The organism is Microbacterium sp. MDV22-iso44 (genome assembly GCF_058629135.1).
Genome location: NZ_JBZVWS010000001.1, coordinates 617,032 through 636,995, shown reverse-complemented (window position 1 = coordinate 636,995; position 19,964 = coordinate 617,032). Strand labels below are relative to the sequence as shown.

Sequence of the window (19,964 nt, the reverse complement as noted above, 5' to 3'; positions counted from 1 at the left end):
GCTGATCTGGTGGGGGCGGTTCACGACAGGAACAGCCCCCACCAGATCACCAGCAGTGTCACCACGAATCCGGCGAACTGGTTGAGCCAGAGGAACCGGTCCCAGCCGCGGGTGGCGGAGGCGGCATCCGCGTCGGTCACCGAGCGGTAGGGCCACACGGTGGCGAGGTACGGTAGCGCGACGATCGCGGCGAGCGGTCCCGGCCACGCGGTCCCGAGCATCGCAACGCCCGACGCCGCGTAGGCGACGAGCGAGAACCGCACCGTCCACGCCGCGCCGCGCGCGGTGGCGATCGATGAGATCCCCGCCTCGCGGTCGGCGACGACATCCTGCACGGCGCCGAATGCGTGCGACGCGACACCCCACAGCGCGAACGCCACGATGATGAGCACGAGCTGCGGCGTCCACGTGGCGCCGGTCAGGACGAGGGCGTACACGGCGGGCGAGAAGAAGTGGATGCTGCTCGTCACCGAATCCGCGAAGGGGCGCTCCTTGAGGCGGAGGGGCGGCGCGCTGTAGAAGACGACCGCGAGCAGACTGAGCGCCAGCACGAGCCACGACAGCGGTGGGCCCGACGGCACGAGGAAGACGACGAAAGGGAGACACAGCAGACCCGACGCCCACAGGGTGGGGGCGTGCAGGCTCTTCTCGAGGATCGCTCCGTGCGCTCCGCCCTTGCGCGGGTTCCGCAGGTCGGACTCGTAGTCGAAGACGTCGTTGATGCCGTACATCGCGACGTTGTACGGGATCAGGAAGAAGATGGTCCCGATGACGAGGACGATGTCGATCTCGCGTGCGGACAGCAGATACGCCGCCGCGAACGGATAGGCCGTGTTGATCCAGCTCACGGGGCGGGAGGACACGAAGAGCTGGCGGGCGAAGCGGAGGGGCGTCACGCGGCATCCCTCCTCTCGGGCAGCAGCGCACCGATCGCCGGCAGGAGGAAGGCGACGCACAGCGGGTAGGCGAAGTCCTCTATCGGGGCGAGGCCGATGCGGATGCCGCTGATGTGCTCCTCGGGGTAGGTGAAGAGGTCAGCGGCGATCATCACGTTGTCGAACACCGCCGTCAGGAGGACGAGGATGCCGGCGGTCCACAGCGAGGCGACCAGGCGCTCCCGTCGCTGCGGGCGGCGGAGCGAGAAGAGGGTCACGACGACGGTGACGACGACGAACGGGAGGACGATCAGCGGGTAGGTCATGCGGCGTCCCGGCTCCGTGCTCGCGTGCGTCTCCGCGTGACGAGAGCGTGGACGACCAGCGTCAGGTGGCAGAGGAACGCCAGGAAGACCGGCTCCTCGAGAGGCAGGTGGGGGGCGAGATCGATGCCGACGAGCAGAGGGCTGTCGCCGCGGACGAAGACGCCGGTCGCGATGCCCACCAGGTCCCACACGAGGAGGAACGCCGTACCGCAGGCGATCAGCAGCAGGCTGCGACCGGGGTCGGCGGCCACTGCGAGGCGGTGCCTCAGGTCGATCGCGATCACACCGAGCGCCGAGAGGATCAGGGCGCCCAGGTACAGCCCGGGCACCGCCGTCAGCGTTCCGAGGCGAGCGGCTCGGGAAGCCGTCCGGTGGACACGTCCCCGTCGAGGAGCTTCACGACGAGCTCGGCCGAGATGAGGCACATCGGGAGGCCGACGCCGGGGAGCACGGTCTGACCGGCGTAGAGAAGGCCATCGACCTTCGAGCGCAGCCCCGGGCGGAACATCGCCGACTGCCCGAGGGTGTGAGCGAGGCCGAGCGCACCGCCCCGGAACGAACCGAAGTCGGCGGCGAAGTCGCCGGGCGAGATGGTCCGGCGCACCCGGACGCGATCGGCGAGATCGGCGACACCGGTCCACGACGCGATCTGAGCGATGACGGCATCCGCAGCGGCTTCGATCGCCGGGTCGCCGGCGCCGTCGACTCCGCCATGTCCGAGCTCGGGAGCGGCGGGCATGGGGACGAGGACGAAAAGATTCTCGTGGCCGGCGGGCGCCACGTCGTCATCGGTGGCGCTCGGCCGGCAGACGTACAACGAGGCGGGGTCGGGGATCGCACCGGCGTGCTCCGCGCCGAAGATCGCGTCGAAGTTCGCCTTCCAGTCCTTCGTGAACAGCAGGGTGTGGTGTTCGAGCTCGGGGAGCTCGCCTTCGACGCCCAGGAGGATCAGGAGAGCTCCGAAGGACGGCACGCGCTTGTCCCACCACGCGTCGCTGCGAGACCGCAGCTCCGGCGGGAGCAGCGCGGTCTCGGTGTGGTGCATGTCGGCGGTCGAGATGACGTGGTCCGCCTCGATGCGGGTGCCGTCGGCGAGACGGACGCCGGTGGCCACATCGCCGACGGTGATGATCCGCTCGACGCGGCTGCCGGTGCGGATGACCGCGCCGCGCTCTTCGGCGAGGCGGGCGATCGCCCGGATGATCTGTACGAAGCCGCCGCGGGGGTAGAGCACGCCGTCGTCCAGGTCGAGGTGGCTCATCAGGTGGTACAGGCTCGGCGCGTCGTACGGCGAGCCCCCGAGGAAGACCGCCGGATAGCCGAGGACCTGTCGCAGGACCGGGTCGGCGAACCGCTTCTCGACGTGCGTCGACAGGGGGCGCAGGAGGAGCGGCAGCAGCGTGCCGAGCTTGCCCAGCACGTCGGGGTGGGTCAGCCCCTTCAGCGAGACGTAGGGGTCGTACAGGAAGCGCGAGACAGCGAGGTCGTAGATCTCGCCGGCGGAGTCGAGGTACGTCGCGAGCTTCTCGCCTGCGCCGCTCTCGCGGGCCTCGAAGGCGGCGACGGCGGCATCCCGTCCCGAGACGACGTCGAAGGGCTGGCTCTCGCCCTCGTGGTACACGCGGTAGGCGGGATCCAGCCGCACGAGGTCGAGCTGCTCGGCGGCCGTGGTGCCGAGCAGTGCGAAGAAGTGATCGAAGACCTCGGGCATGAGGTACCAGCTGGGGCCGGTGTCGAAGCGGAAGCCGTCCTTCTCCCAGCTCCCGGCGCGCCCGCCGACGTCGTCGAGCGCTTCGAAGACGGTGACCTCGTCGCCTCGGTCGGCGAGGAGCGCAGCGGTGGCGAGACCGGTGATGCCTCCTCCGATGATCGCGATGCGGCGGGTCATGCGGGGGACCTCCGGGAGGGTCGTCGGGCGGGGAGGACGGTGCGGTGGGCGACGGCCGCGCGGACCGCGATCGCCGCCTTCACGGCGTTCGGGACGCGGACCCTCGTATCGAGATCGGCGGTGCGGTGCAGGCGGTCGGCGAGCGAGGCGAACAGGCCGTGCGCGGTCGCGACCGCGACGCGGCAGTCCGCGGGCAGGAGCGGGATCGTCGCGGCCGCGGCATCCAGGTCGGCATCGATGCGTGCGAGGACCTGCTCGCGTCGCTCGGCGCCCCCGTCGACGCCGAGGTAGTCCCGGCCCAGGCGGCCGGCGTCGTCGGCGTGGTCGCGCAGGAAGTTGATGTCCTGGAAGGCGGCCCCGAGGCGGCGCGCGCCGGACACCAGTGCCGGGTCCGGGTCGCGCGGCGCGGCGGATCCCGCGTTGACGAAGACCTGGAGGCACATGAGCCCGACGACTTCGGCCGACCCGTAGACGTAGTCGTCGTGCGAGGCGTCGTCGTGCTGGGCCTGCTCCAGGTCGGTGCGCATCGAGGCGAAGAACGGCTCGATGTGCACGCGCGCGATCCCGCACTGGCGGGCGGTCCGCGCGAAGGCGTGGACGACGAGGTTGGCGCTGAACCCGCGCGCGATCGCGGCGTAGGTCTCGGCCTCGAGCGCGTCGAGGACGTTCCGCTGCTCGTCGAGCGGGACGCCGGCCGCCTCGGCCGCTCCGTCGACGATCTCGTCGGCGACCCGCACCAGGGCGTAGACGTTCCGCACGTGCGGGCGCACACGTCCGCCGAGGAGGTTCGTCGCGAGCCCGAACGAGGTCGAATAGGCGCGGATGACGGATGCCGCCGCTACCGTCGCGGTCTCGTCGTAGAGGGTGTCGGTCATCGGGGGATGCGGTCCTCGACGGCGGCGGCCAGTGCGGCGAGGAGGACGACGGCGTCGCGGGGGAGCGAGGCGTCCGCCGCACGGCCGCGCGCCGAGCGGAGGGTGTCGGCGATCAATTCGACCGCTCGCTCGCGCGCGCCGCTGGCGGCCAGTTCGCGCTGTGCCTCGGCGATCGCGATCGGCCCGGTCGGCGCCATCGCGAGAGCGGAGGCGATGCGCGGCCAGGCCTCGGTCTCGGCCGCCATGGCGATGAGCGGGGTGCGCTTGGACGCACGGAGGTCCGCCCCCGGTTCGCGTCCCGCCTCGGCGCGCGACCCGAAGGTGCCGATGAGGTCGTCGGCGAGCTGGAAGGCGACCCCGATCGCGGACCCGGCCGATTCGAGGGCGGCCCGCTCGTCGTCGCTCGCCCCCGCCAGAAGTGCGCCTGCGGCGAGGGGAGCCTGGAAGGAGTAGAACGCCGTCTTGTCGCGTGCCGTGCGGATGAGCGAGTCGGCCGGGGGCAGGTCGGCGCCGATGGTCTGCTCGACGTCGGCGAGTTCGCCCGCCGCGGAGACGAGGAGCGCGTCGTCGAGGAGGACGAACAGGGCAGCCCGCTGGGGGGCGGTGACGGGCGCGGTCGCGATGAGCCTCGTCGCCTCGAACAGCAGCAGGTCGCCGGCGAGGACGGCCGCGGCTGCCCCGAGCAGGTTCGCGTCGTCGTGGTCGCCGCCGAGGGCGTGTGCGCGTTCGCGGAACCGTCCGACGACGTTCGGGATGCCGCGCCGTTCGACGTCGCCGTCGATCAGGTCGTCGTGGACCACGAACGCCGCGTGGAGCAGCTCGAAGGCCGCGGCGACGCGCCAGAGCCCGGGGGAGTGTCCGATGTCACCGCCGAACGCCTCGAAGGCGGCGACGACGAGCGCCGGCCGCAGGCGCTTGCCGCCGGTGGCTGATGCCGCGGTCGCCTCGCCGAGCGCCGCGGAGGCTTCGCCGAGGGCGGCCGATCGGATGCGCAGGCGGTCGAGTGCGACCTCGAGCGCGTCATCGATCTCGCGTCGGGCGATCGCGGACAGGGCGATCACGAGGCTCTCCTGCGGGCGTCTGGCACCAGCTCGAGCTGCTGCGCCTGCAGGACGAGCCACGGGCTGAAGGCCCAGGGGGCGGCACTGATCGACGTGTCCAGGTCGGCGGGGTCGACCCAGCGCGCCTCCGCGACTTCGTCGGGGTTGAGGCGGGGTTCGTCGTCCGTGTAAGCGACGTACACAGGGCAGATCTCGTTCTCGACGATTCCCGACGCATCGACGGCACGGTAGCGGAACTGCGGCAGCGTGAGGGTGACGTCGCGAAGGGTGAGCCCCACTTCGTGCGCCGCGCGGCGGTGGACGGCATCCACCATCGACTCCGAGGGGCCGGGGTGCCCGCAGAACGAGTTCGTCCAGACGCCCGGCCAAGCGGCTTTGCTCAGGGCGCGGCGGGTGACGAGGAGCTCGCCGCGCGAGTTGTAGACGTGGCAGGAGAATGCCAGATGAAGGTGCGTGTCGGTACCGTGGACCGTTGCCTTCGGAGCGGTGCCGATGTCGTGTCCGTCGTCGTCCAACAGAACGACGTACTCGATGTCTGACACAGGTCCTCCGTACTTTGCTAGATTATCTAGCAATCAATCGTCATGCTACCTATCGAGCGAGGAGGTGTCCAATGGTGGCGAATCCATGGATTCCGGGCAGTGAGCGCGATGCCATCGTGATGAGCGCCCTCGAAGCGATCCGCGCGTTCTCCGACTCCTTGGATCGAATGTACGCGGGTATGCGCGGTGACATGGACATGAACACGACCGACCTCGCCGCGCTCCGGATGCTCATCATCCGCGAGCAGCACGGGGAGGTGGTCAAGCCGAACGATCTCGCCACCCACCTCGCCATCTCGACGGCGTCGACCACGAAGCTGCTCGACCGTTTGACGGCCGCCGGTTACCTCGTCCGCAAGCCGCATCCGCATGACCGCCGCGCCCGCATCGTGGCGCTCACGGATGAAGCGCGAGTCACCTTCCGTCGCCACTTCGGCGAGCGGCTCCAGCGCATGCGTGACGCTGCAGACGCCTACACCGACGACGAATTGCGCGCGATCGTGCGCTTCCTCGCTGACATCGAGCGCGCGATGCTGCCCGCCTGACCGAGCCGACCAAAGAAGAAGGCGCCCCCTCCGGAGAGGGGGCGCCTTCTTCTTTTCGTTGCGGGGACAGGATTTGAACCTGCGACCTCTGGGTTATGAGCCCAGCGAGCTACCGAACTGCTCCACCCCGCGGCACAAGAGAAAACACTAGCACGCGTTTCAGGCGGACGCGAATCGGTGCCGGAAAGCCCCGAGTTTCGGCAGGATGAGGACATGCTTCCGCGTGAGATCGACGCCGCCGCCGACGCACAGACGGACGGGCGCGACGAGACGCGAGACGAGCGGGCCGACCGCAACTGGAACGAGGTTCTCCAGGAGCTCCGCGTGCTGCAGACCGGGACTCAGATCCTCACGGGCTTCCTCCTCGCGCTCGCGTTCCAGCCGTCGTTCGGGGATCTCGCCGGGGCGCAGCGCACCGGCTATCTCGTCCTCGTCCTCCTGTCGGCCCTCAGCGCCGTCGTCGCCCTCGCGCCCGTCTCGGTGCACCGCATCCTGTTCGCACGCCGTGCGAAGCCCACGATCGTCCGCTTCGGTCACGGCTGCATGCTCGCCGCCCTCGGTCTCGTCTCCGCGCTCCTGGTGGGGGTCGTCGCGTTCGTCTTCGACGTGGTGGTGGGGGGTGCGGCATCCTGGATCGCAGGCGTCGCTCTAGGGATCGTCATCGTCGCCCTCTGGCTCGTCGTCCCTGTCATCACCCGCCTGCGGTCGGAAAGGACCCCATGACCGACTCGCCCCTCGGCGTCGCAGTGGCGCAGTTCGCGCCGTCCGCCGACGAGACAGCCAACCTCGAGGCCATCTCGGAACTGGTCGCCCGCGCCCGCGGCCGAGGCGCGCGGGTCGTTCTGTTTCCCGAGTACTCGAGTTACTTCGTCGACCCGTTCGACGCCTCGCTCGCCGAGCACGCGCAGGACCTCGACGGCGCGTTCGTGACCGCCCTCACGGCACTGGCGCGTGACCACGACGTCGTGATCGTCGCGGGGCTCGTCGAACGTTCCGACACGGACGGGCTCGTGCGCAACACCGTCGTCGCGGTGGATGCCGGTGGGCTCATCGCGCGCTACCGCAAACTCCACCTCTACGACGCGTTCGGACAGCGCGAGTCGGACTGGGTGGAGCCGGGAGCGCTGGAGGAACCCGAGACGTTCGAGGCTTGCGGCATCCGCTTCGCCCTCATGACCTGCTACGACCTGCGGTTCCCCGAGGTCTCCCGCGTGCTCGCCGACACGGGAGCGCACGTCCTCCTCGTCGCCGCGGAGTGGGTGCGCGGGCCTCTGAAGGAGGATCACTGGCGAACGCTCCTCCAGGCTCGGGCCATCGAGAACACGCTCTACGTCGCGGGTGCCGATCACCCGCCGCCGTTGGGCGTGGGGCACTCGATCGTCATCGACCCGCAGGGAGTGCCCGTCGTGACGATCGGCACGGGCACGGATGTCGCCGTCGCCCACGTCGACGCGGCGACCGTCGCCCGCGTCCGCCGTGTCAATCCCGCGCTGGCCCTTCGGCGGTACACGGTCGCTCCGCGCGAGTGAGCCGCCTCCGGGGGGTCACGACGCGGATGCCGCCAGCCGCCGCGCCGCCTCGGCGATGACGTCCGTCCGCTTGCAGGCCGCGAATCGGACCAGGGTCTCGTACCGATCCCGGTGCTCCGGCGTCGCGAACGCGGTGAGCGGGATCGCGGCGACACCGACGCGTTCGGGGAGGGCGCGGCAGAACGCGGCGGCATCCTCGCCGGGAGCGAGCATCGAACGCACATCGGCGACCGTGAAGTACGAACCCGCGGGCGTGGACACCTCGAACCCGGCGTCGCGCAGGCCCGCGCCGAGCAGGTCGCGGCGCTCCCGCTGGGTCGCGGCGAGGTCGTCGAAGAAGGTGTCGGGCAGGCCGAGACCGACGGCGATGGCGGGTTGGAAGGGTGCTCCGTTGACGTACGTCAGGTACTGCTTGACGGCCAGCACCGCGTCAACGAGGTCTGCCGGCCCGCTCACCCAGCCGACCTTCCACCCCGTGGTTCGGAACGTCTTGCCGCCCGACGAGATGGTGAGGGTCCGCTCGGCGGCGCCGGGCAGCGTCGCGAGGGGAACGTGGTCGGCGTCCATGACGAGGTGCTCGTAGACCTCGTCCGTGACGATCAGCGCGTCGTGACGCTCGGCGAGTCGGACGATCTCGTCGCGGACCTCGTTCGAGAACACCGTTCCGGTCGGGTTGTGGGGGTCGTTGACGAGGATGATCCGGGTGCGGTCGCGGACGGCGGCACGCAACTCGTCGACGTCGGGTTCGAGCGACGGCCAGCGCAGCGGCACGGGCACGAGGCGTGCACCGGCCAGGGCGACGGCGGCCGCATACGAGTCGTAGTACGGCTCGAAGACCACGACCTCGTCGTCCGGCCCTTCGAGCAGGGCGAGGAGGGCGGCGGTCAACGCCTCGGTGGCGCCGGCCGTGACGAGGATCTCGCGCTCGGGGTCGACGTCGATGCCGTAGAAGCGGTGCTGATGATCGGAGACCGCCTCCCGGAGGACCGGCATCCCTCGTCCGGGCGGGTACTGATTCACTCCGTCCCGGATGGCGACGATCGCGGCGTCCAGCACCTCGGGTGGTCCGTCCTCGTCGGGGAACCCCTGGCCGAGGTTGACGGCATCGTGGCGGACGGCGGCGGCGGTGATCTCGGCGAAGATCGTCGGGGCGAGCTCGCCGGCGGGGGAGAGGAGGCCTGCGCCGCGCGCCGCGCGTTGCCAGGCGCCGGGGATGTGCAGCACGGGGCCAGCGTAACGCTCCGCCTCGCGGGACGCCCTCGTGGGCGACCCGCGGCGGCGTCTGCTCCCATAGGCTGATCGGAGGGTCGGCATAGCTGGTCCACAGACTCCGGGAGCACTCTGAAGACGCCTCGGAAAAGGAGCAGTCCCATGAGCGATTCGAACACCCCCGACCCCCACACGCCTGACGCAGCGGTGCCGCCGCGTCCGCCGATGCCCGACTCGGGTGCGCCCTCGCATCCCACCGCATCGACGACGCCCCTCGCGCAGCCGGCCGGTCAGGGCTGGTACGCGCAGCCGCACGGCCAGCAGCCGTACGGCCAGCACTCCCAGGGCCCGGATTCACACGGACAGCACGCCCCGGGCGCGGCGTTCTCGTCGCAGCCGGCGGGCGCGGTCGCCGACGACGGCCACGCGCGTCCGCACGACGCGAAGATCGGCTCCGGCAAGATCGTCGCCGTCCTCGTGGCCGCCGCGATCGTCGGCGCCGTCTCGGGCCTGGGCGGCGCGGCGATCGGCAGCGACGTGTTCCACCAGAACGGCACGGTCGCGTCCTCGAACGGCACGACCCAGGTCACCGTCAACGACCCCGACAACGTCAACCAGACCACCGGAATCGCGGCGAAGACCCTGCCGAGCGTCGTCACCATCAGTGCGACATCGTCGAACGGCGGCGGCACCGGCTCCGGCGTGATCCTCAGCGAGGACGGCTACGTCGTGACCAACACGCACGTCGTCACCCTCGACGGTGCGAGCTCGGACGTCGCCCTGCGGGTGACGACCTCGGACGGTCGCGTCTACGACGCGAAGGTCGTCGGCACCGATCCGATCTACGACCTCGCCGTCATCAAGCTGACGGGCGCGACCGGACTGACCCCGATCGACTTCGCGGACTCGAGCAAGCTGAACGTCGGCGACACGACCGTCGCGGTCGGCGCGCCGCTCGGCCTGTCCAACACCGTCACGACCGGAATCGTCAGTGCGCTGAACCGCTCGATCCAGATCGCCTCGTCGGCGGTACCCGATTCGGGCGAGCAGCAGGAGGATCAGGGGCAGAACGGCCAGTCCCCGTTCCAGTTCGACTTCGGTCAGGGCCAGCAGCAGGGGTCGGGATCGGCCGGGACCATCTCCATCGCCGTGATCCAGACGGATGCCGCCATCAACCCGGGCAACTCCGGCGGCGCGCTCGTCGACGACGAGGGCAAGCTGATCGGCATCAACGTCGCCATCGCCACCGCCGGCGGCGGGTCGTCGTCCTCCAGCGAAGCCGGGTCCATCGGCGTGGGCTTCTCGATCCCCTCGAGCGTCGTCAAGCGCGTGACCGACGAGATCATCAAGGACGGCTCTGCGACGCACGGTCTGCTCGGCGCCATGGTCGGCAACTCGGCGGACCAGAAGGACAGCACCGTGGCCGGTGCCCTCGTCAGCGATGTGACCTCGGGTGGGGCAGCGGCGAAGGCGGGATTGAAGGCCGGCGACATCGTCACCGAGTTCAACGGCGTGCCGGTCCGCGACGCGACCGACCTGACCGCTCAGGTGCGCGCCCTGGCCGCCGGTTCCGACGCGAGCGTCGTCTACGTCCGCGGCGGGAAGTCCTTCACCGCCGACGTGACGCTCGGCAAGCTCACCGACTGACCGCTCCGACGCGACCTTCCGAGTCACGACCCCACCCCGCGATAGGCTCGCGGGATGGGGTCGTTCTCGTTCTCGTCGGGCAACGGCGCGCAGGTGGCCCGGCTCCCGCTCCATGTGCTGGGCCTCGTGGCGACGCGGATCATCCCGAGGTCGACCGACCTGTGGGTGTTCGGGTCGGCTGCCGGCGTCGGCGAGGGTGCGTGGGCGCTCTGGCAGGTCGCCGCGGAGCAGGGTGAGCGAGCCGTCTGGCTGACCGGGTCGGCGCGCGACGAGGAGATGGCTCGGCGTGCCGGTATCCCCTTGGCCCGCAAGCAGGGCTTCCGCGGCTTCTGGCTCACGGCGCGCGCACGAGTGGTCGTCGTCACGCACGGCGCCGGTGACGTCAACCGATACGCGACGGCGGGATCCTTCCTCGTGCAGCTCTGGCACGGCATCCCGCTGAAGCGGCTCGGTCTGGATTCCCCGGTGACCGCGCGCGCTCCCCTCCCGATCCCGGGCTTGGCGCGGCTCCTCCGGGTCGCCTACGAGCGGACCCAGCGCCGCATCCGGCTCCTGCCCGCCGCATCGCACCTCGTCCGCGGCCGCCTCGAGTCCGCGTTCGGGCTCGGGTACGACCGGATCGTGGTCACGGGCGAACCGCGCGTCGACGTGCTTTCGACGGGCCCTTCGGCAGCGGAGGCCCGGAGCACAGTCGAGTCCCTCGTCGGCTCCGTGGGGTCCTCCCGCCTCGTGCTGTACGCCCCGACGTGGCGCGACGGCGCACCCGACCCCGCCGTCCCCACGGCGGAGGAGTGGCACGCGATCACAGCGTCCCTAGCCGCGCAGGATGCTGTGCTGGTGATCCGCTCGCACCCGCTGGGCGCGGGCGAATACTGGCCGCCGGACGCGGACGGACGGGTGCGCCTCCTCGGGGCGGATCTGCTCCCCGACGTGACCCCCGTCCTCCGCGCGTTCGATGCGCTCATCACCGACTACTCCTCGCTCGTGTTCGACACCGCGCTGATCCCGCTGCCGGTCGTCTTCTTCGCCCCGGACGAGGCGCAGTACGCCGCGGAGCGCGGTTTCTACGGCCGGTACCGCGATGTCGCCGGGGAGGACGTCGCGACGAGCTGGGCCGAGGTGATGCGCCACCTCGACGGCGTGCTGCACGACGACTCCGAACGAGCCCGGCGCCTCTCCCGCGCCGAGGAGCTGAGTCGCCGCGTGCACGCCTACCGGGACGGCCGAAGTGCCGAGCGCGTGTATCGTGCCATCCGGCGCGCGCTCGCGTCGGCGCATCCGTCGAGGGGGAACGAATGATCCACGCCGCCCTGCAGGCGGGCGACGGCCTCGTCCTGAACGCATCCGGGGTCGCTCCCTCGGACATCCGCGCCATCGGTCCCCGTGCGACGGTGACAGCCGTGATCTCGACGACGGATGCCGGGTGGCGGGCTGTCCTGCCCCTTCGGGTCGCTCGGTGGGGCGGGCCGGTCCTCGCTCTTCCCCGCGGTCGGTACCGCCTCGAGGTCGACGGTCGGGTCCAGAGCCGGGGCGACGTCGTGGACCTCGGGCGGACGACGGGGGAGTCGCTGGCGGTGGAGCTCGCCGATGGTGCGGTGGTCGTCTCGCCGCCGCTGCGGGACGCAGACACGTCGCCGGCGGGCCAAGCGGCGCTCGAGCGTGACTATGCGACCGTTCGCGGACCGCTCGAGAACGCGGTGTTCTTCGAGAGCTTCTACGGGCGCAACGCCAGCTGCAACCCGCGGGCGATCGACGCGGAGATCTCCCGCGTCGCGCCTGCCGTCACGAGGTACTGGAGCGTCGTCGACCTCTCGGTGGAGGTTCCCGAGGGTGCCGTCGCCGTCGTCGAAGGCTCGCCGGAGTGGTGGCACGCCCGGGGGGTCTCCCGTCTCCTTGTCGTCAACGACTGGCTGCGGCGCCGCTTCGTCCGCCGCCCCGGCCAGCGCATCCTGCAGACCTGGCATGGAACGCCGCTCAAGCGTCTGGCCCTCGATCGGCCCGGCTTCGACCCGCGCCGCGCGCTCGCGGTGATCCGGGAGAGCCGGCGCTGGGACGTTCTCCTCGCACAGAACCCGTACGCGGCCCGCATCCTGTCGAAGGCGTACGGATTCTGGCGCCGTCCAGTGTGGGTGGAGGGCTACCCGCGGAACGACGTGCTCGCCTCAGGCGACCGGGACGCGGTCCGCCGGGGTCTGGGGCTCGAGCCCGATGACCGGGTGCTCCTGTACGCGCCGACCTGGCGGGACGATCGCGAGCAGATGGTCGACTACCTCGACCTCGAGCGGCTGGCAGCGGATGCCGGTGCCGTGATCCTCGTGCGCGGGCACTCCCGTACGCTCCTGCCCGGCGCCGACACGGGCGGGTCGCGCGTCATCGATGTGACGGCGTATCCCGACATCTCGGCTCTGCTGCTGGCCGCCGACGCCCTGATCACCGACTACTCGTCCGTCATGTTCGACTTCACGGCGACCGGCATGCCGATCTACTTCTTCGTCCCCGACCTCGCGCATTATCGGGGCAAGCTCCGTGGGTTCTACTTCGATCTCATCGAGCGGGCGCCCGGCCCACTCACCTCGACGCAGGACGAGCTCACCGCGGCGCTGGCGGATCCCAGGGCGACGAAGGGTCACGCGGAGCGGTACGCGTCGTGGGTCGCGCGGTTCAACGCGCGTGACGATGGCCGAGCGGCCGAGCGGGTCGTCGCCCGTCTGCTCGATCAGGGGATGATCGCCCGCGACTGAGGCCGCGGCATCCGCTCGTCACGGGAGCGGCGTGTTGCGGTCCAACCGGGAGGTGTCGACGGTGTCCTTCGCCCCGCGGAGCAGGCCGCTGAGGAACCCGCCGCCCCAGGACAGGTGCATCGTCGGAAGCACGAGGGCGAGCCACGCGCGCTCCCGCACGCTGCGGCCGGCCGTCGCGCTGAAGCCGAGGATGCCGAGGAGGTAGAGCGCGAGCGGCAGGTGGACGACGGACAGGATCGCGGACGCGACGCCGGTAACGAGGCCCGTCACCTGCAGGATCCCGAGGACGATGCTCGCGGCGACGGCGACGACGAGAGCCGGCGGAGCGAAGAAGCGGAGCGAGTTCTGCCGTCCGAGGCGCCGGACGAGCTCTCCGCGCCACGTCCCCGTGGCGACGAACTGACGCGCCAAGCGAGCCCAGCTCTCGCGTGGCCAGTACGTGACGGACAGGCGCGGATCGAACCACACGCGGTATCCCGCGTGGCGGATCCGGAGGTTGAGCTCCCAATCCTCGCCGCGTCGGATGGTCTCGTCGAAGAGTCCGACCTCCTCCAGGACCGCGCGGCGCATCACCCCGAGGTAGGCCGACTCTGCGGGTCCTTCGGGCGCGCCGCCGTGGTACGCCCCTCCGCCGAGCCCGATGGGGGAGTTGTAGGCGATGGCGACGGCGCGTTGGAAGGGCGTCCGGCCGTCCGCCCGCATGACGCCTCCGACGTTGGCGGCACGGACCCGATCGAGGGTCGCGAGAGCCTGGCGGGTGTATCCCGGCGCGAGTTCGGAGTGCGCATCGACGCGGACGATCGTCGGATGCCGGGCGCTGCGGATCGCCAGGTTCAAGGCCACGGGGATGTCGGCGCGGGGGTTGTCGACCAGGCGGATCCGCGGGTCGGCGTCGGCCAGGCGATGGGCGAGCTCGGTCGTGCCGTCGGTGGAGGGTCCGAGGGCGAGGACGAGCTCGGCCGGGCCGTCGACGTCCTGCTGGAGGACCGTCTCCACGGCCCGCTCCAGGTAGTCCCGCTCATTGAGCACGGGCATCACGAACGTGACCCCCGCACCGGAAGCGGGCACCGGCGCGTCGAGAGTCACCGTGCTCCGGGCGATCGTCGGGCAGGCTGGGCTGGCGCCGTCCGCGGGACGAGCGCGTCGAACTGGGCGAGGACCTCCGCGGTGTAGGCGTCGACGTCGAGGGATGCGGGGGTCACACGGCCCTCGAGGAACGCCAGCATCCCGTCGGCGAGGGCGTCATCGTCTCGGTCGACGATGTGCATGTCGTCGCCCGGGAGCGCGCCCCGGGCCGAGCCGAAGGCCGTCGACACGATCGGCAGAGCCAGCTGAGCCGCCTCGATCAGCACCATGGGCTGCCCCTCGTAATCGCTCGAGAGGACGAAGCAGTCGCAGCGCTGCATGACCGAGACAGGGTCGCGCAACGGCCCGGTCAGGAACACCCGTCCGGTGAGGCCGGCGTCGCGCACCTGCTGCTCCAGGGTGTTCCGGAGCGGCCCGCCGCCCACGATGAACAGTTGCGTGTCGGGGGCTGTGTCCGCCAGGCGCGCGAACGCCCGGATCAACCGCGCGTGGTTCTTCTCCGTTGAGAGGCGTCCCACGGTGACGAATCGACGGATGCCGGGCACGGCGAGCGCGGTGTCGACGGCCTCGCCCAGTCCGGCATCCTCGCTCTCCGGGCCGCTGTCCGCTGTCGGTGCCGTCGAGACCACGTCGGGCAGGTTCCGGAGCGTGACGAACCGGTCGGCGGAGGCGAACTCCGCGAGTTCGGCGCGGTTGAGGTCAGTGAGGGCGGGGGAGACCGAGACGAGCTGGTCGTAGGCCCGGTACATCGCGAAGACGCGTCCGAGCGAGCGGCGGAAGGCCTGCTTGCCGTGAACCGTCCGATCCCGGTCGGCGGCCATCTCGTTGTGCAGCCAGATCGCACGGGTCGCCCGCGGCGAGTGGAGCAGCAGGTGTGCCCAGAACGGGCTGTAGCCGCTGAAGTCGGCGACCCAGTCGAACTTCGCGGACCCGAAGATCCTCGTCCACTCGTCGTGCCACAGGGACTTGTGGCCGAGTCGCCGGTGCGCCCGGAGCGGATCGGTGCTCACGTCCGCCACGCGGCGCAGGACCTGGCGCACCTTGAGCCCGTTCATGCCGCCGACCCGGAAGACCTGGCGGATGCCGGAGTCGAGCCGGGACTGGTTGTGCTGCGTCGTCGCGCCGCGCGGGTAGGCCATGAGAGCGGTGACGTCGTACCGCTGGGTGTCGAGCGAGTTGAGGAGGTTGACCGCGGCGGTCGTGATGCCGTTCAGCCGCATCCCGCCGAGGTAGAACAGCAACCGCGGTCGGTCGTCGCGGCGGACCGGCCGCACGCGGCGACCGTCCGTCAGTCCGCGGAAGACGATGTCGATCACCCGTGAGGTCGCCCGACCGTCGTCGAAGGGGACGAAACGCTTGGCCCACTCCGCGTACCGGGGGTGCGGCGTCGCGTCGTCCGCCATCAGCCCGGCGAGGTCGCGGCCGAGCTCGACGGGGTCGGTGCGGACGGGGCCTGGCAGCTCATCGAGCGGCATGTAGGTGCCGCGGACGGCCGAGTAGTCGTCGCCGTCCGGGACGAGGAAGCCCACGGGACGGCCCGTGGCGAGGTAGTCGAAGAAGATCGACGAATAGTCCGTGACGAGCGCGTCCGCGAGTCCGAGCAGGACATTCGTCGCCGTGGTGTTGGGGACGAGGAGACGCTTCAGAGCGGGGATCCGCGTCGCCGCGCGGTGCACCACCTGGTGCGTCTTGAGGAGGACGGTCGTGTCGTCGCCCAGCTCTCGCTGCATGCCGGCGACCTGCTCGGCGAGGTGCGCGAGGTCGGCGTCCGGCGCCTGGAAAGACGATCCGCGCCAGGTGGGCGCGAACAGGACGATCCGCTTCCCGGTCAGGTCCGTCCCGAGCGCGCAGCCCAGTTCGGCGACGCGCTGCGCGCGTTCGGCGTCCGACATCCACTGCCGATCGATGCGCGGGTAGCCCTCCTCGATGATCGATCCGCGATAGACGTTCCGCAGCTGGTAGGCGTCTTCGTACATGGTCTCGGCCATGAAGGGGTTGGCAGCGAGCAGGTAGTCGGCGTTCAGCAGGTTGCGAAGCGTGTTCGCCGACTCGCGCGCGCCGCCGGGCATGTCGAACCCCATCAGCTTCAACGGTGTGCCGTGCCAGGTGTTCAGGTAGACCTGACCCGTGCGCTTGCTGAACGCCGGCGGGAACGTGGCGTTGTTGACGAGGTAGCCCGCGGTCGAGAGGGCCCGCCAATAGGCGCCGCTGCCGCGGCGGACGACCACGACGTTCGACGAACCGGCGAACTCGGCACGCACGGCGGCTGCGGCATCCGTGTCACTGATCGCCCAGATGTGCGTCAGGTCGGCGAACTCCGGGTCCGCCAGGAGCGCGCGGAAGATCGCCTCGGGGTTGCAGAGGGCGCCGTTGCCGGCGAACGACTCGTAGACGACGGTGCGGCGACGGATCGGGAGCGAGCGAGCCCACGCGATCTGCTCGGACGTCGGGATGCGCTTCGCGCGGGTGAGGGCCCAGCGGACGGCGCGGGTGACGGCAGGCGGAAGGGGCGAACGCATGTAGGTGTGCTGTGCTCTCGTCGACGGCAGATCAGGGCGCGACTTCACCCGCCCGGCGACGCGCTCGCGCCGCGACAGCTCGGTGGACGCGTCGCGCCAACGTATGCATTCTAGCTTCGACTCCCTCGTAGAACCCCCAGGCGACCAGGAGGCTGATCGGGATCCCGAGCACTCCGACGAGCAGCCAGGCCTCCGAACCGAAGGCGAATGCGAGGGTCGCGAGCACCGGCACGTGCACGAGGTAGAGACTGAACGAGATCTTCCCGAGCCATTGGATGGGTCGCGTCTCGAACAGTCGGATGGCCGGGCCCCAGGCGAGCGCCACCAGGACGATGCCCGCGGCACCCGGAGCCGCGAAGGCCCAGAGCACGGTGCTGAGGTCTGTCCCGCTGGGCACGATCGGCCGGGCCAGCCAGCTCGCGATGAGCATCGCGACGCTCACCAGCGTGAACAGGGGCATGAACCATCGGGGCCGCGGACGCTCCACCCACGCCAGCAGATCCGGCATCCGCGCCGCCATGATCGTGCCGACGATGAAAACCGGGAAGTAGAGCAGCTCGCTCTGCTCGAAGATGCGACCAGCGACGCTCAGGCCGCAGCAGACGATCACCGCTGCGAGCGCGTGACGCCGCACGAGGAGGGCGAGCGCCGTCGCCAGGGGCAGGACGATCGAGTACAGCAGTTCCCAGTGCAACGACCACAGGGGATTGTTGAGCGGGTACTGGCGCGGCACGAGCGATGCCTGCGCGAGGAAGGAACCGACCGATACCGACTCGGCGTGCGTCTCGGCCATCCATGATCCGGCCGGCATCGCGGAGCGATCGCGGGGGACGAGGAAGATGAGGAGGGCACTCAGCGCCAGCGAGGCGATCACCGGCCCGTAGAGGCGGACGACGCGAGCCGAGAGGAAGCCCATCCAGGAGAAGTTCTCTCGGAACACCGGGAGGACGACGACGAGACCCGACAGCACGAAGAAGACGAGGACCGCCTCGTTGCCGGCGGTGAGGAGCTTCACCGGGGACTCGGAGATGACCGCCCAGCTGACGGTTCCCTCGAGGAGGGGTTCCGCGATCAGCAGCCAGTGGTGCAGGAGGACGACCAGCGCGGCGACCCCGCGCAGCCCGTCGAGGCTCTGGATTCGGCCTGTCGGCTGCTTCGGGGGAGTCGTGACCACTCGACAACGGTAGTCACTGTCGAACAGAGCCCCACACCACTTGCGCCGGGGCGGGGCCGTGTGCAGGACCGGACGTCGTCAGTTCCCCGTGCCGGTCGCCGCGACGATGGCGGCGACGAGGGATGCCGCCGCGAGCAGCAGCGCCGCTCCGATGAGGATCGCATGGACGGTGAGGAACCTCGTGGGACGGCCGTTCGCGTCACGTGCCCGCGGATCGCGGGAGACACGGCGGTAGAACGTCGGCCAGACGATCACGTTGAAGGCGGCGTTCAGGATCAACAACGTGACGAGAAGGGGGAGCACCTGGCCACGCTACTCGTTGTCCGGGGCCCCGGCGCCGCCGTCTCCACGCCGACGTCGGCCGCGGAGACCGCGTCGGACCGACGGCGGGCGCACGGCGTCGCGAGGACGGGGGGCGAGTTCGCTCGGGAAGGCGAGGGGCGGCGGGCCGAAGGCGCGTCGGGCGCCCACGACGACGCGGCGGCCGAGGATGTGGTTGCCGCTGCCCCCCACGACCGCCCCGACGCCGAACGGGAGCGCTCGTCCGATGAGCGACGCACCGCCCTGCGCGGCGAACCGTCGGATGAAGGAGGCTTTGAGCCGATCGATGAGGGGGCCGACCATGGCCTTCGGCAGCGAGGTGGTCACCAGCTTGCCCCAGTAGGCGTCGCGTCCTGGGCCGACGCCCTGCACCTGGCCGGCGAACTGGCTGACGAGATCGACGCCCTCCTTGCCCGCCATCAGCGTGAGCACGAGAGCGCGGGCGCGGTCGGGATCGGTGACGCGGAAGCCGTGCACCTCCGCCAGGGACTGCGCGAACAGCGCGGTCGTCTCGAGGAATCCGACGGTCTCGGCTCCGCTGAGCGCCAGGGTGACCGCCGTGCCGATGCCGGGGACGACGGCAGTCGCTCCGACAGCGGCCCCACCGGTGGTCACGGCTGCCAGGTAGCGCCGTTCCAGTATCCGGATGACGTCGGCGGGCGTCGCCTCCGGATGACGTGACCGGATCGCGTGGAGGTGCGCTCCGACCGCCGGTTGCTGGACAGCGAGCACCCGATCGAGGACGCGGATGAGCCAGGGGTGCTCCGGCGAGCCGACCGGCGGGAGACCCCCCACCCAGGCGGCGTCATCGGGGAGCGAGTGGATGCGGGGAACGTCGGTCATGTGTGTGCTCGCGGCCCTCGGCCGCTCGCGCGGCGCGTCAGACGTAGAAGTTGGCCCGCTCGAGGTCTTCGGCGAAGTCCACCTCGACGGCGTAGAGATCGGAGATGTCGAGAGGGCGCAGCTTCAGGCCGTTCTCGGCCACGGCGAGCTCGAGTCCACGCTCGAAGTAGTCCTGGTTGTCGACGTTGCCGAGCTGCGCGATGAGCGCGGGCTTGTCGGCACGGGAGATGTAGTTGATCCCGACGGCTTCGCCGAGGCCGCCGACGACCGTCTTCGACAGTTCGGCGATGTTGCCTTCCGCGTCGACGGTGTACTTGACCTCTTCGTCGCTCACCTTCGAGGTGTTGACGGTCACGAAGGACTGCTCGGCCTCGACCAGGGCGAGCGCGCGCCCGAGTACGCGGGGGTCGAAAACGACGTCGCCGTTCATCCACAGCACGCCCGACTTGCCCGTGGCCTTGAGCGCGCGAAGAAGGCTCTTCGACGTGTTCGTCTGGTCGTAGCGGTCGTTGTAGACGTAGTCGACGTCCGGGAACGCCTCGACGATGGTCTCGGCGCGGTAGCCGACGACCGTCGTGATGGGGGCGGCAGGTCCGAATGCAGCGTGGATGTTGTCGTGCTGCTGCCCCATGATGCTGCGGCCGTCGTTCAGGGTCGTCAGCGGCTTGGGCAGGCTGCGGCCGAGCCGCGAGCCCATGCCGGCTGCGAGAATGACGATCTTGGTCACGTGGTGCTCCTGACGATGTGGTCAATGTCCGTTCATCGGAAAGACACATCTTCGTG

The 19,964-nt window shown here is 70.6% G+C and carries 20 protein-coding genes and 1 tRNA gene; 6 read left to right on the top strand and 15 right to left on the bottom strand.

Annotation, left to right across the window (positions count from 1 at the left end):
* Nucleotides 1-20: 20 nt before the first annotated feature.
* From AC4NN1_RS03230 to idi, 7 genes are read right to left on the bottom strand one after another with little or no spacing between them, the layout of a single operon-like run.
* Nucleotides 21-896, bottom strand: coding sequence for a prenyltransferase (locus AC4NN1_RS03230; RefSeq protein ID WP_491954533.1), 876 nt, complete (start codon nucleotides 894-896; stop codon nucleotides 21-23).
* Nucleotides 893-1,201, bottom strand: coding sequence for a lycopene cyclase domain-containing protein (locus AC4NN1_RS03225; RefSeq protein WP_018188245.1), 309 nt, complete (start codon nucleotides 1,199-1,201; stop codon nucleotides 893-895). Before AC4NN1_RS03225 ends, AC4NN1_RS03230 begins: the two co-directional genes overlap by 4 nt.
* Nucleotides 1,198-1,530: a lycopene cyclase domain-containing protein gene (locus AC4NN1_RS03220; RefSeq protein ID WP_018188244.1), complete on the bottom strand. Its 333-nt coding sequence runs from the start codon at nucleotides 1,528-1,530 to the stop codon at nucleotides 1,198-1,200. Before AC4NN1_RS03220 ends, AC4NN1_RS03225 begins: the two co-directional genes overlap by 4 nt.
* Nucleotides 1,531-1,535: 5 nt before the next feature.
* On the bottom strand, nucleotides 1,536-3,089 hold the full coding sequence (gene crtI, locus AC4NN1_RS03215) for a phytoene desaturase family protein (RefSeq protein WP_491954532.1): 1,554 nt from the start codon (nucleotides 3,087-3,089) through the stop codon (nucleotides 1,536-1,538).
* Nucleotides 3,086-3,964, bottom strand: a complete 879-nt coding sequence (locus tag AC4NN1_RS03210; RefSeq protein ID WP_491954531.1) for a phytoene/squalene synthase family protein — start codon at nucleotides 3,962-3,964, stop codon at nucleotides 3,086-3,088. The genes crtI and AC4NN1_RS03210 overlap by 4 nt, the downstream gene beginning before the upstream one ends.
* Complete coding sequence (locus AC4NN1_RS03205) at nucleotides 3,961-5,025, bottom strand: polyprenyl synthetase family protein (protein WP_491954530.1); 1,065 nt, start codon at nucleotides 5,023-5,025, stop codon at nucleotides 3,961-3,963. The genes AC4NN1_RS03210 and AC4NN1_RS03205 overlap by 4 nt, the downstream gene beginning before the upstream one ends.
* A complete protein-coding gene (gene idi, locus AC4NN1_RS03200) occupies nucleotides 5,022-5,567 on the bottom strand; it encodes an isopentenyl-diphosphate Delta-isomerase (protein WP_311870156.1) in 546 nt (181 codons plus the stop codon). Before idi ends, AC4NN1_RS03205 begins: the two co-directional genes overlap by 4 nt.
* 119 nt (nucleotides 5,568-5,686) lie before the next feature.
* Here idi and AC4NN1_RS03195 point away from each other — a divergent pair, with 119 nt between their 5' ends.
* Nucleotides 5,687-6,112 carry a MarR family winged helix-turn-helix transcriptional regulator gene (locus tag AC4NN1_RS03195; protein ID WP_371129969.1) on the top strand — a complete coding sequence of 142 codons (426 nt, stop codon included), beginning with the start codon at nucleotides 5,687-5,689 and terminating at the stop codon, nucleotides 6,110-6,112.
* A 58-nt stretch (nucleotides 6,113-6,170) separates the two neighbouring features.
* On the opposite strand, the gene AC4NN1_RS03190 is transcribed toward AC4NN1_RS03195, so the two are convergent.
* Nucleotides 6,171-6,244 (bottom strand) — tRNA-Met (locus AC4NN1_RS03190).
* A gap of 81 nt (nucleotides 6,245-6,325) precedes the next feature.
* On the opposite strand from AC4NN1_RS03190, the gene AC4NN1_RS03185 reads away from it, so the two are divergent.
* Nucleotides 6,326-6,835 (top strand): DUF6328 family protein, encoded by a 510-nt coding sequence (locus AC4NN1_RS03185; RefSeq protein ID WP_491954529.1) that lies wholly within the window; start codon nucleotides 6,326-6,328, stop codon nucleotides 6,833-6,835.
* Complete coding sequence (locus AC4NN1_RS03180) at nucleotides 6,832-7,641, top strand: carbon-nitrogen hydrolase family protein (protein WP_491954528.1); 810 nt, start codon at nucleotides 6,832-6,834, stop codon at nucleotides 7,639-7,641. The genes AC4NN1_RS03185 and AC4NN1_RS03180 overlap by 4 nt, the downstream gene beginning before the upstream one ends.
* A gap of 15 nt (nucleotides 7,642-7,656) precedes the next feature.
* Here the strand turns inward: AC4NN1_RS03180 and AC4NN1_RS03175 are convergent, their stop codons facing one another.
* Entirely contained in the window at nucleotides 7,657-8,865 is a 1,209-nt protein-coding gene (locus AC4NN1_RS03175; protein WP_491954527.1) for an aminotransferase class I/II-fold pyridoxal phosphate-dependent enzyme, read from the bottom strand.
* A gap of 147 nt (nucleotides 8,866-9,012) precedes the next feature.
* On the opposite strand from AC4NN1_RS03175, the gene AC4NN1_RS03170 reads away from it, so the two are divergent.
* The 3 genes from AC4NN1_RS03170 to AC4NN1_RS03160 are packed head-to-tail and all read left to right on the top strand — an operon-like array spanning nucleotide 9,013 to nucleotide 13,238.
* Complete coding sequence (locus tag AC4NN1_RS03170) at nucleotides 9,013-10,497, top strand: S1C family serine protease (protein WP_491954526.1); 1,485 nt, start codon at nucleotides 9,013-9,015, stop codon at nucleotides 10,495-10,497.
* A 54-nt stretch (nucleotides 10,498-10,551) separates the two neighbouring features.
* Nucleotides 10,552-11,796 carry a CDP-glycerol glycerophosphotransferase family protein gene (locus AC4NN1_RS03165; RefSeq protein ID WP_491954525.1) on the top strand — a complete coding sequence of 415 codons (1,245 nt, stop codon included), beginning with the start codon at nucleotides 10,552-10,554 and terminating at the stop codon, nucleotides 11,794-11,796.
* Nucleotides 11,793-13,238, top strand: a complete 1,446-nt coding sequence (locus tag AC4NN1_RS03160; RefSeq protein ID WP_491954524.1) for a CDP-glycerol glycerophosphotransferase family protein — start codon at nucleotides 11,793-11,795, stop codon at nucleotides 13,236-13,238. Before AC4NN1_RS03165 ends, AC4NN1_RS03160 begins: the two co-directional genes overlap by 4 nt.
* Nucleotides 13,239-13,256: 18 nt before the next feature.
* Here AC4NN1_RS03160 and AC4NN1_RS03155 read toward each other — a convergent pair whose 3' ends face one another.
* From AC4NN1_RS03155 to AC4NN1_RS03130, 6 genes are all read right to left on the bottom strand, one after another.
* Nucleotides 13,257-14,324: a glycosyltransferase family 2 protein gene (locus AC4NN1_RS03155; protein ID WP_491954523.1), complete on the bottom strand. Its 1,068-nt coding sequence runs from the start codon at nucleotides 14,322-14,324 to the stop codon at nucleotides 13,257-13,259.
* Nucleotides 14,321-16,843 (bottom strand): CDP-glycerol glycerophosphotransferase family protein, encoded by a 2,523-nt coding sequence (locus AC4NN1_RS03150; protein ID WP_491954522.1) that lies wholly within the window; start codon nucleotides 16,841-16,843, stop codon nucleotides 14,321-14,323. The genes AC4NN1_RS03155 and AC4NN1_RS03150 overlap by 4 nt, the downstream gene beginning before the upstream one ends.
* Nucleotides 16,844-16,874: 31 nt before the next feature.
* On the bottom strand, nucleotides 16,875-18,017 hold the full coding sequence (locus tag AC4NN1_RS03145; protein ID WP_018188230.1) for an acyltransferase family protein: 1,143 nt from the start codon (nucleotides 18,015-18,017) through the stop codon (nucleotides 16,875-16,877).
* A gap of 78 nt (nucleotides 18,018-18,095) precedes the next feature.
* A complete protein-coding gene (locus AC4NN1_RS03140; RefSeq protein ID WP_018188229.1) occupies nucleotides 18,096-18,320 on the bottom strand; it encodes an SCO4848 family membrane protein in 225 nt (74 codons plus the stop codon).
* 9 nt (nucleotides 18,321-18,329) lie between these two features.
* Nucleotides 18,330-19,181: a hypothetical protein gene (locus AC4NN1_RS03135; RefSeq protein WP_491954521.1), complete on the bottom strand. Its 852-nt coding sequence runs from the start codon at nucleotides 19,179-19,181 to the stop codon at nucleotides 18,330-18,332.
* A gap of 37 nt (nucleotides 19,182-19,218) precedes the next feature.
* Nucleotides 19,219-19,908 carry a phosphocholine cytidylyltransferase family protein gene (locus AC4NN1_RS03130; protein WP_018188227.1) on the bottom strand — a complete coding sequence of 230 codons (690 nt, stop codon included), beginning with the start codon at nucleotides 19,906-19,908 and terminating at the stop codon, nucleotides 19,219-19,221.
* Between the last annotated feature and the right edge of the window lie 56 nt (nucleotides 19,909-19,964).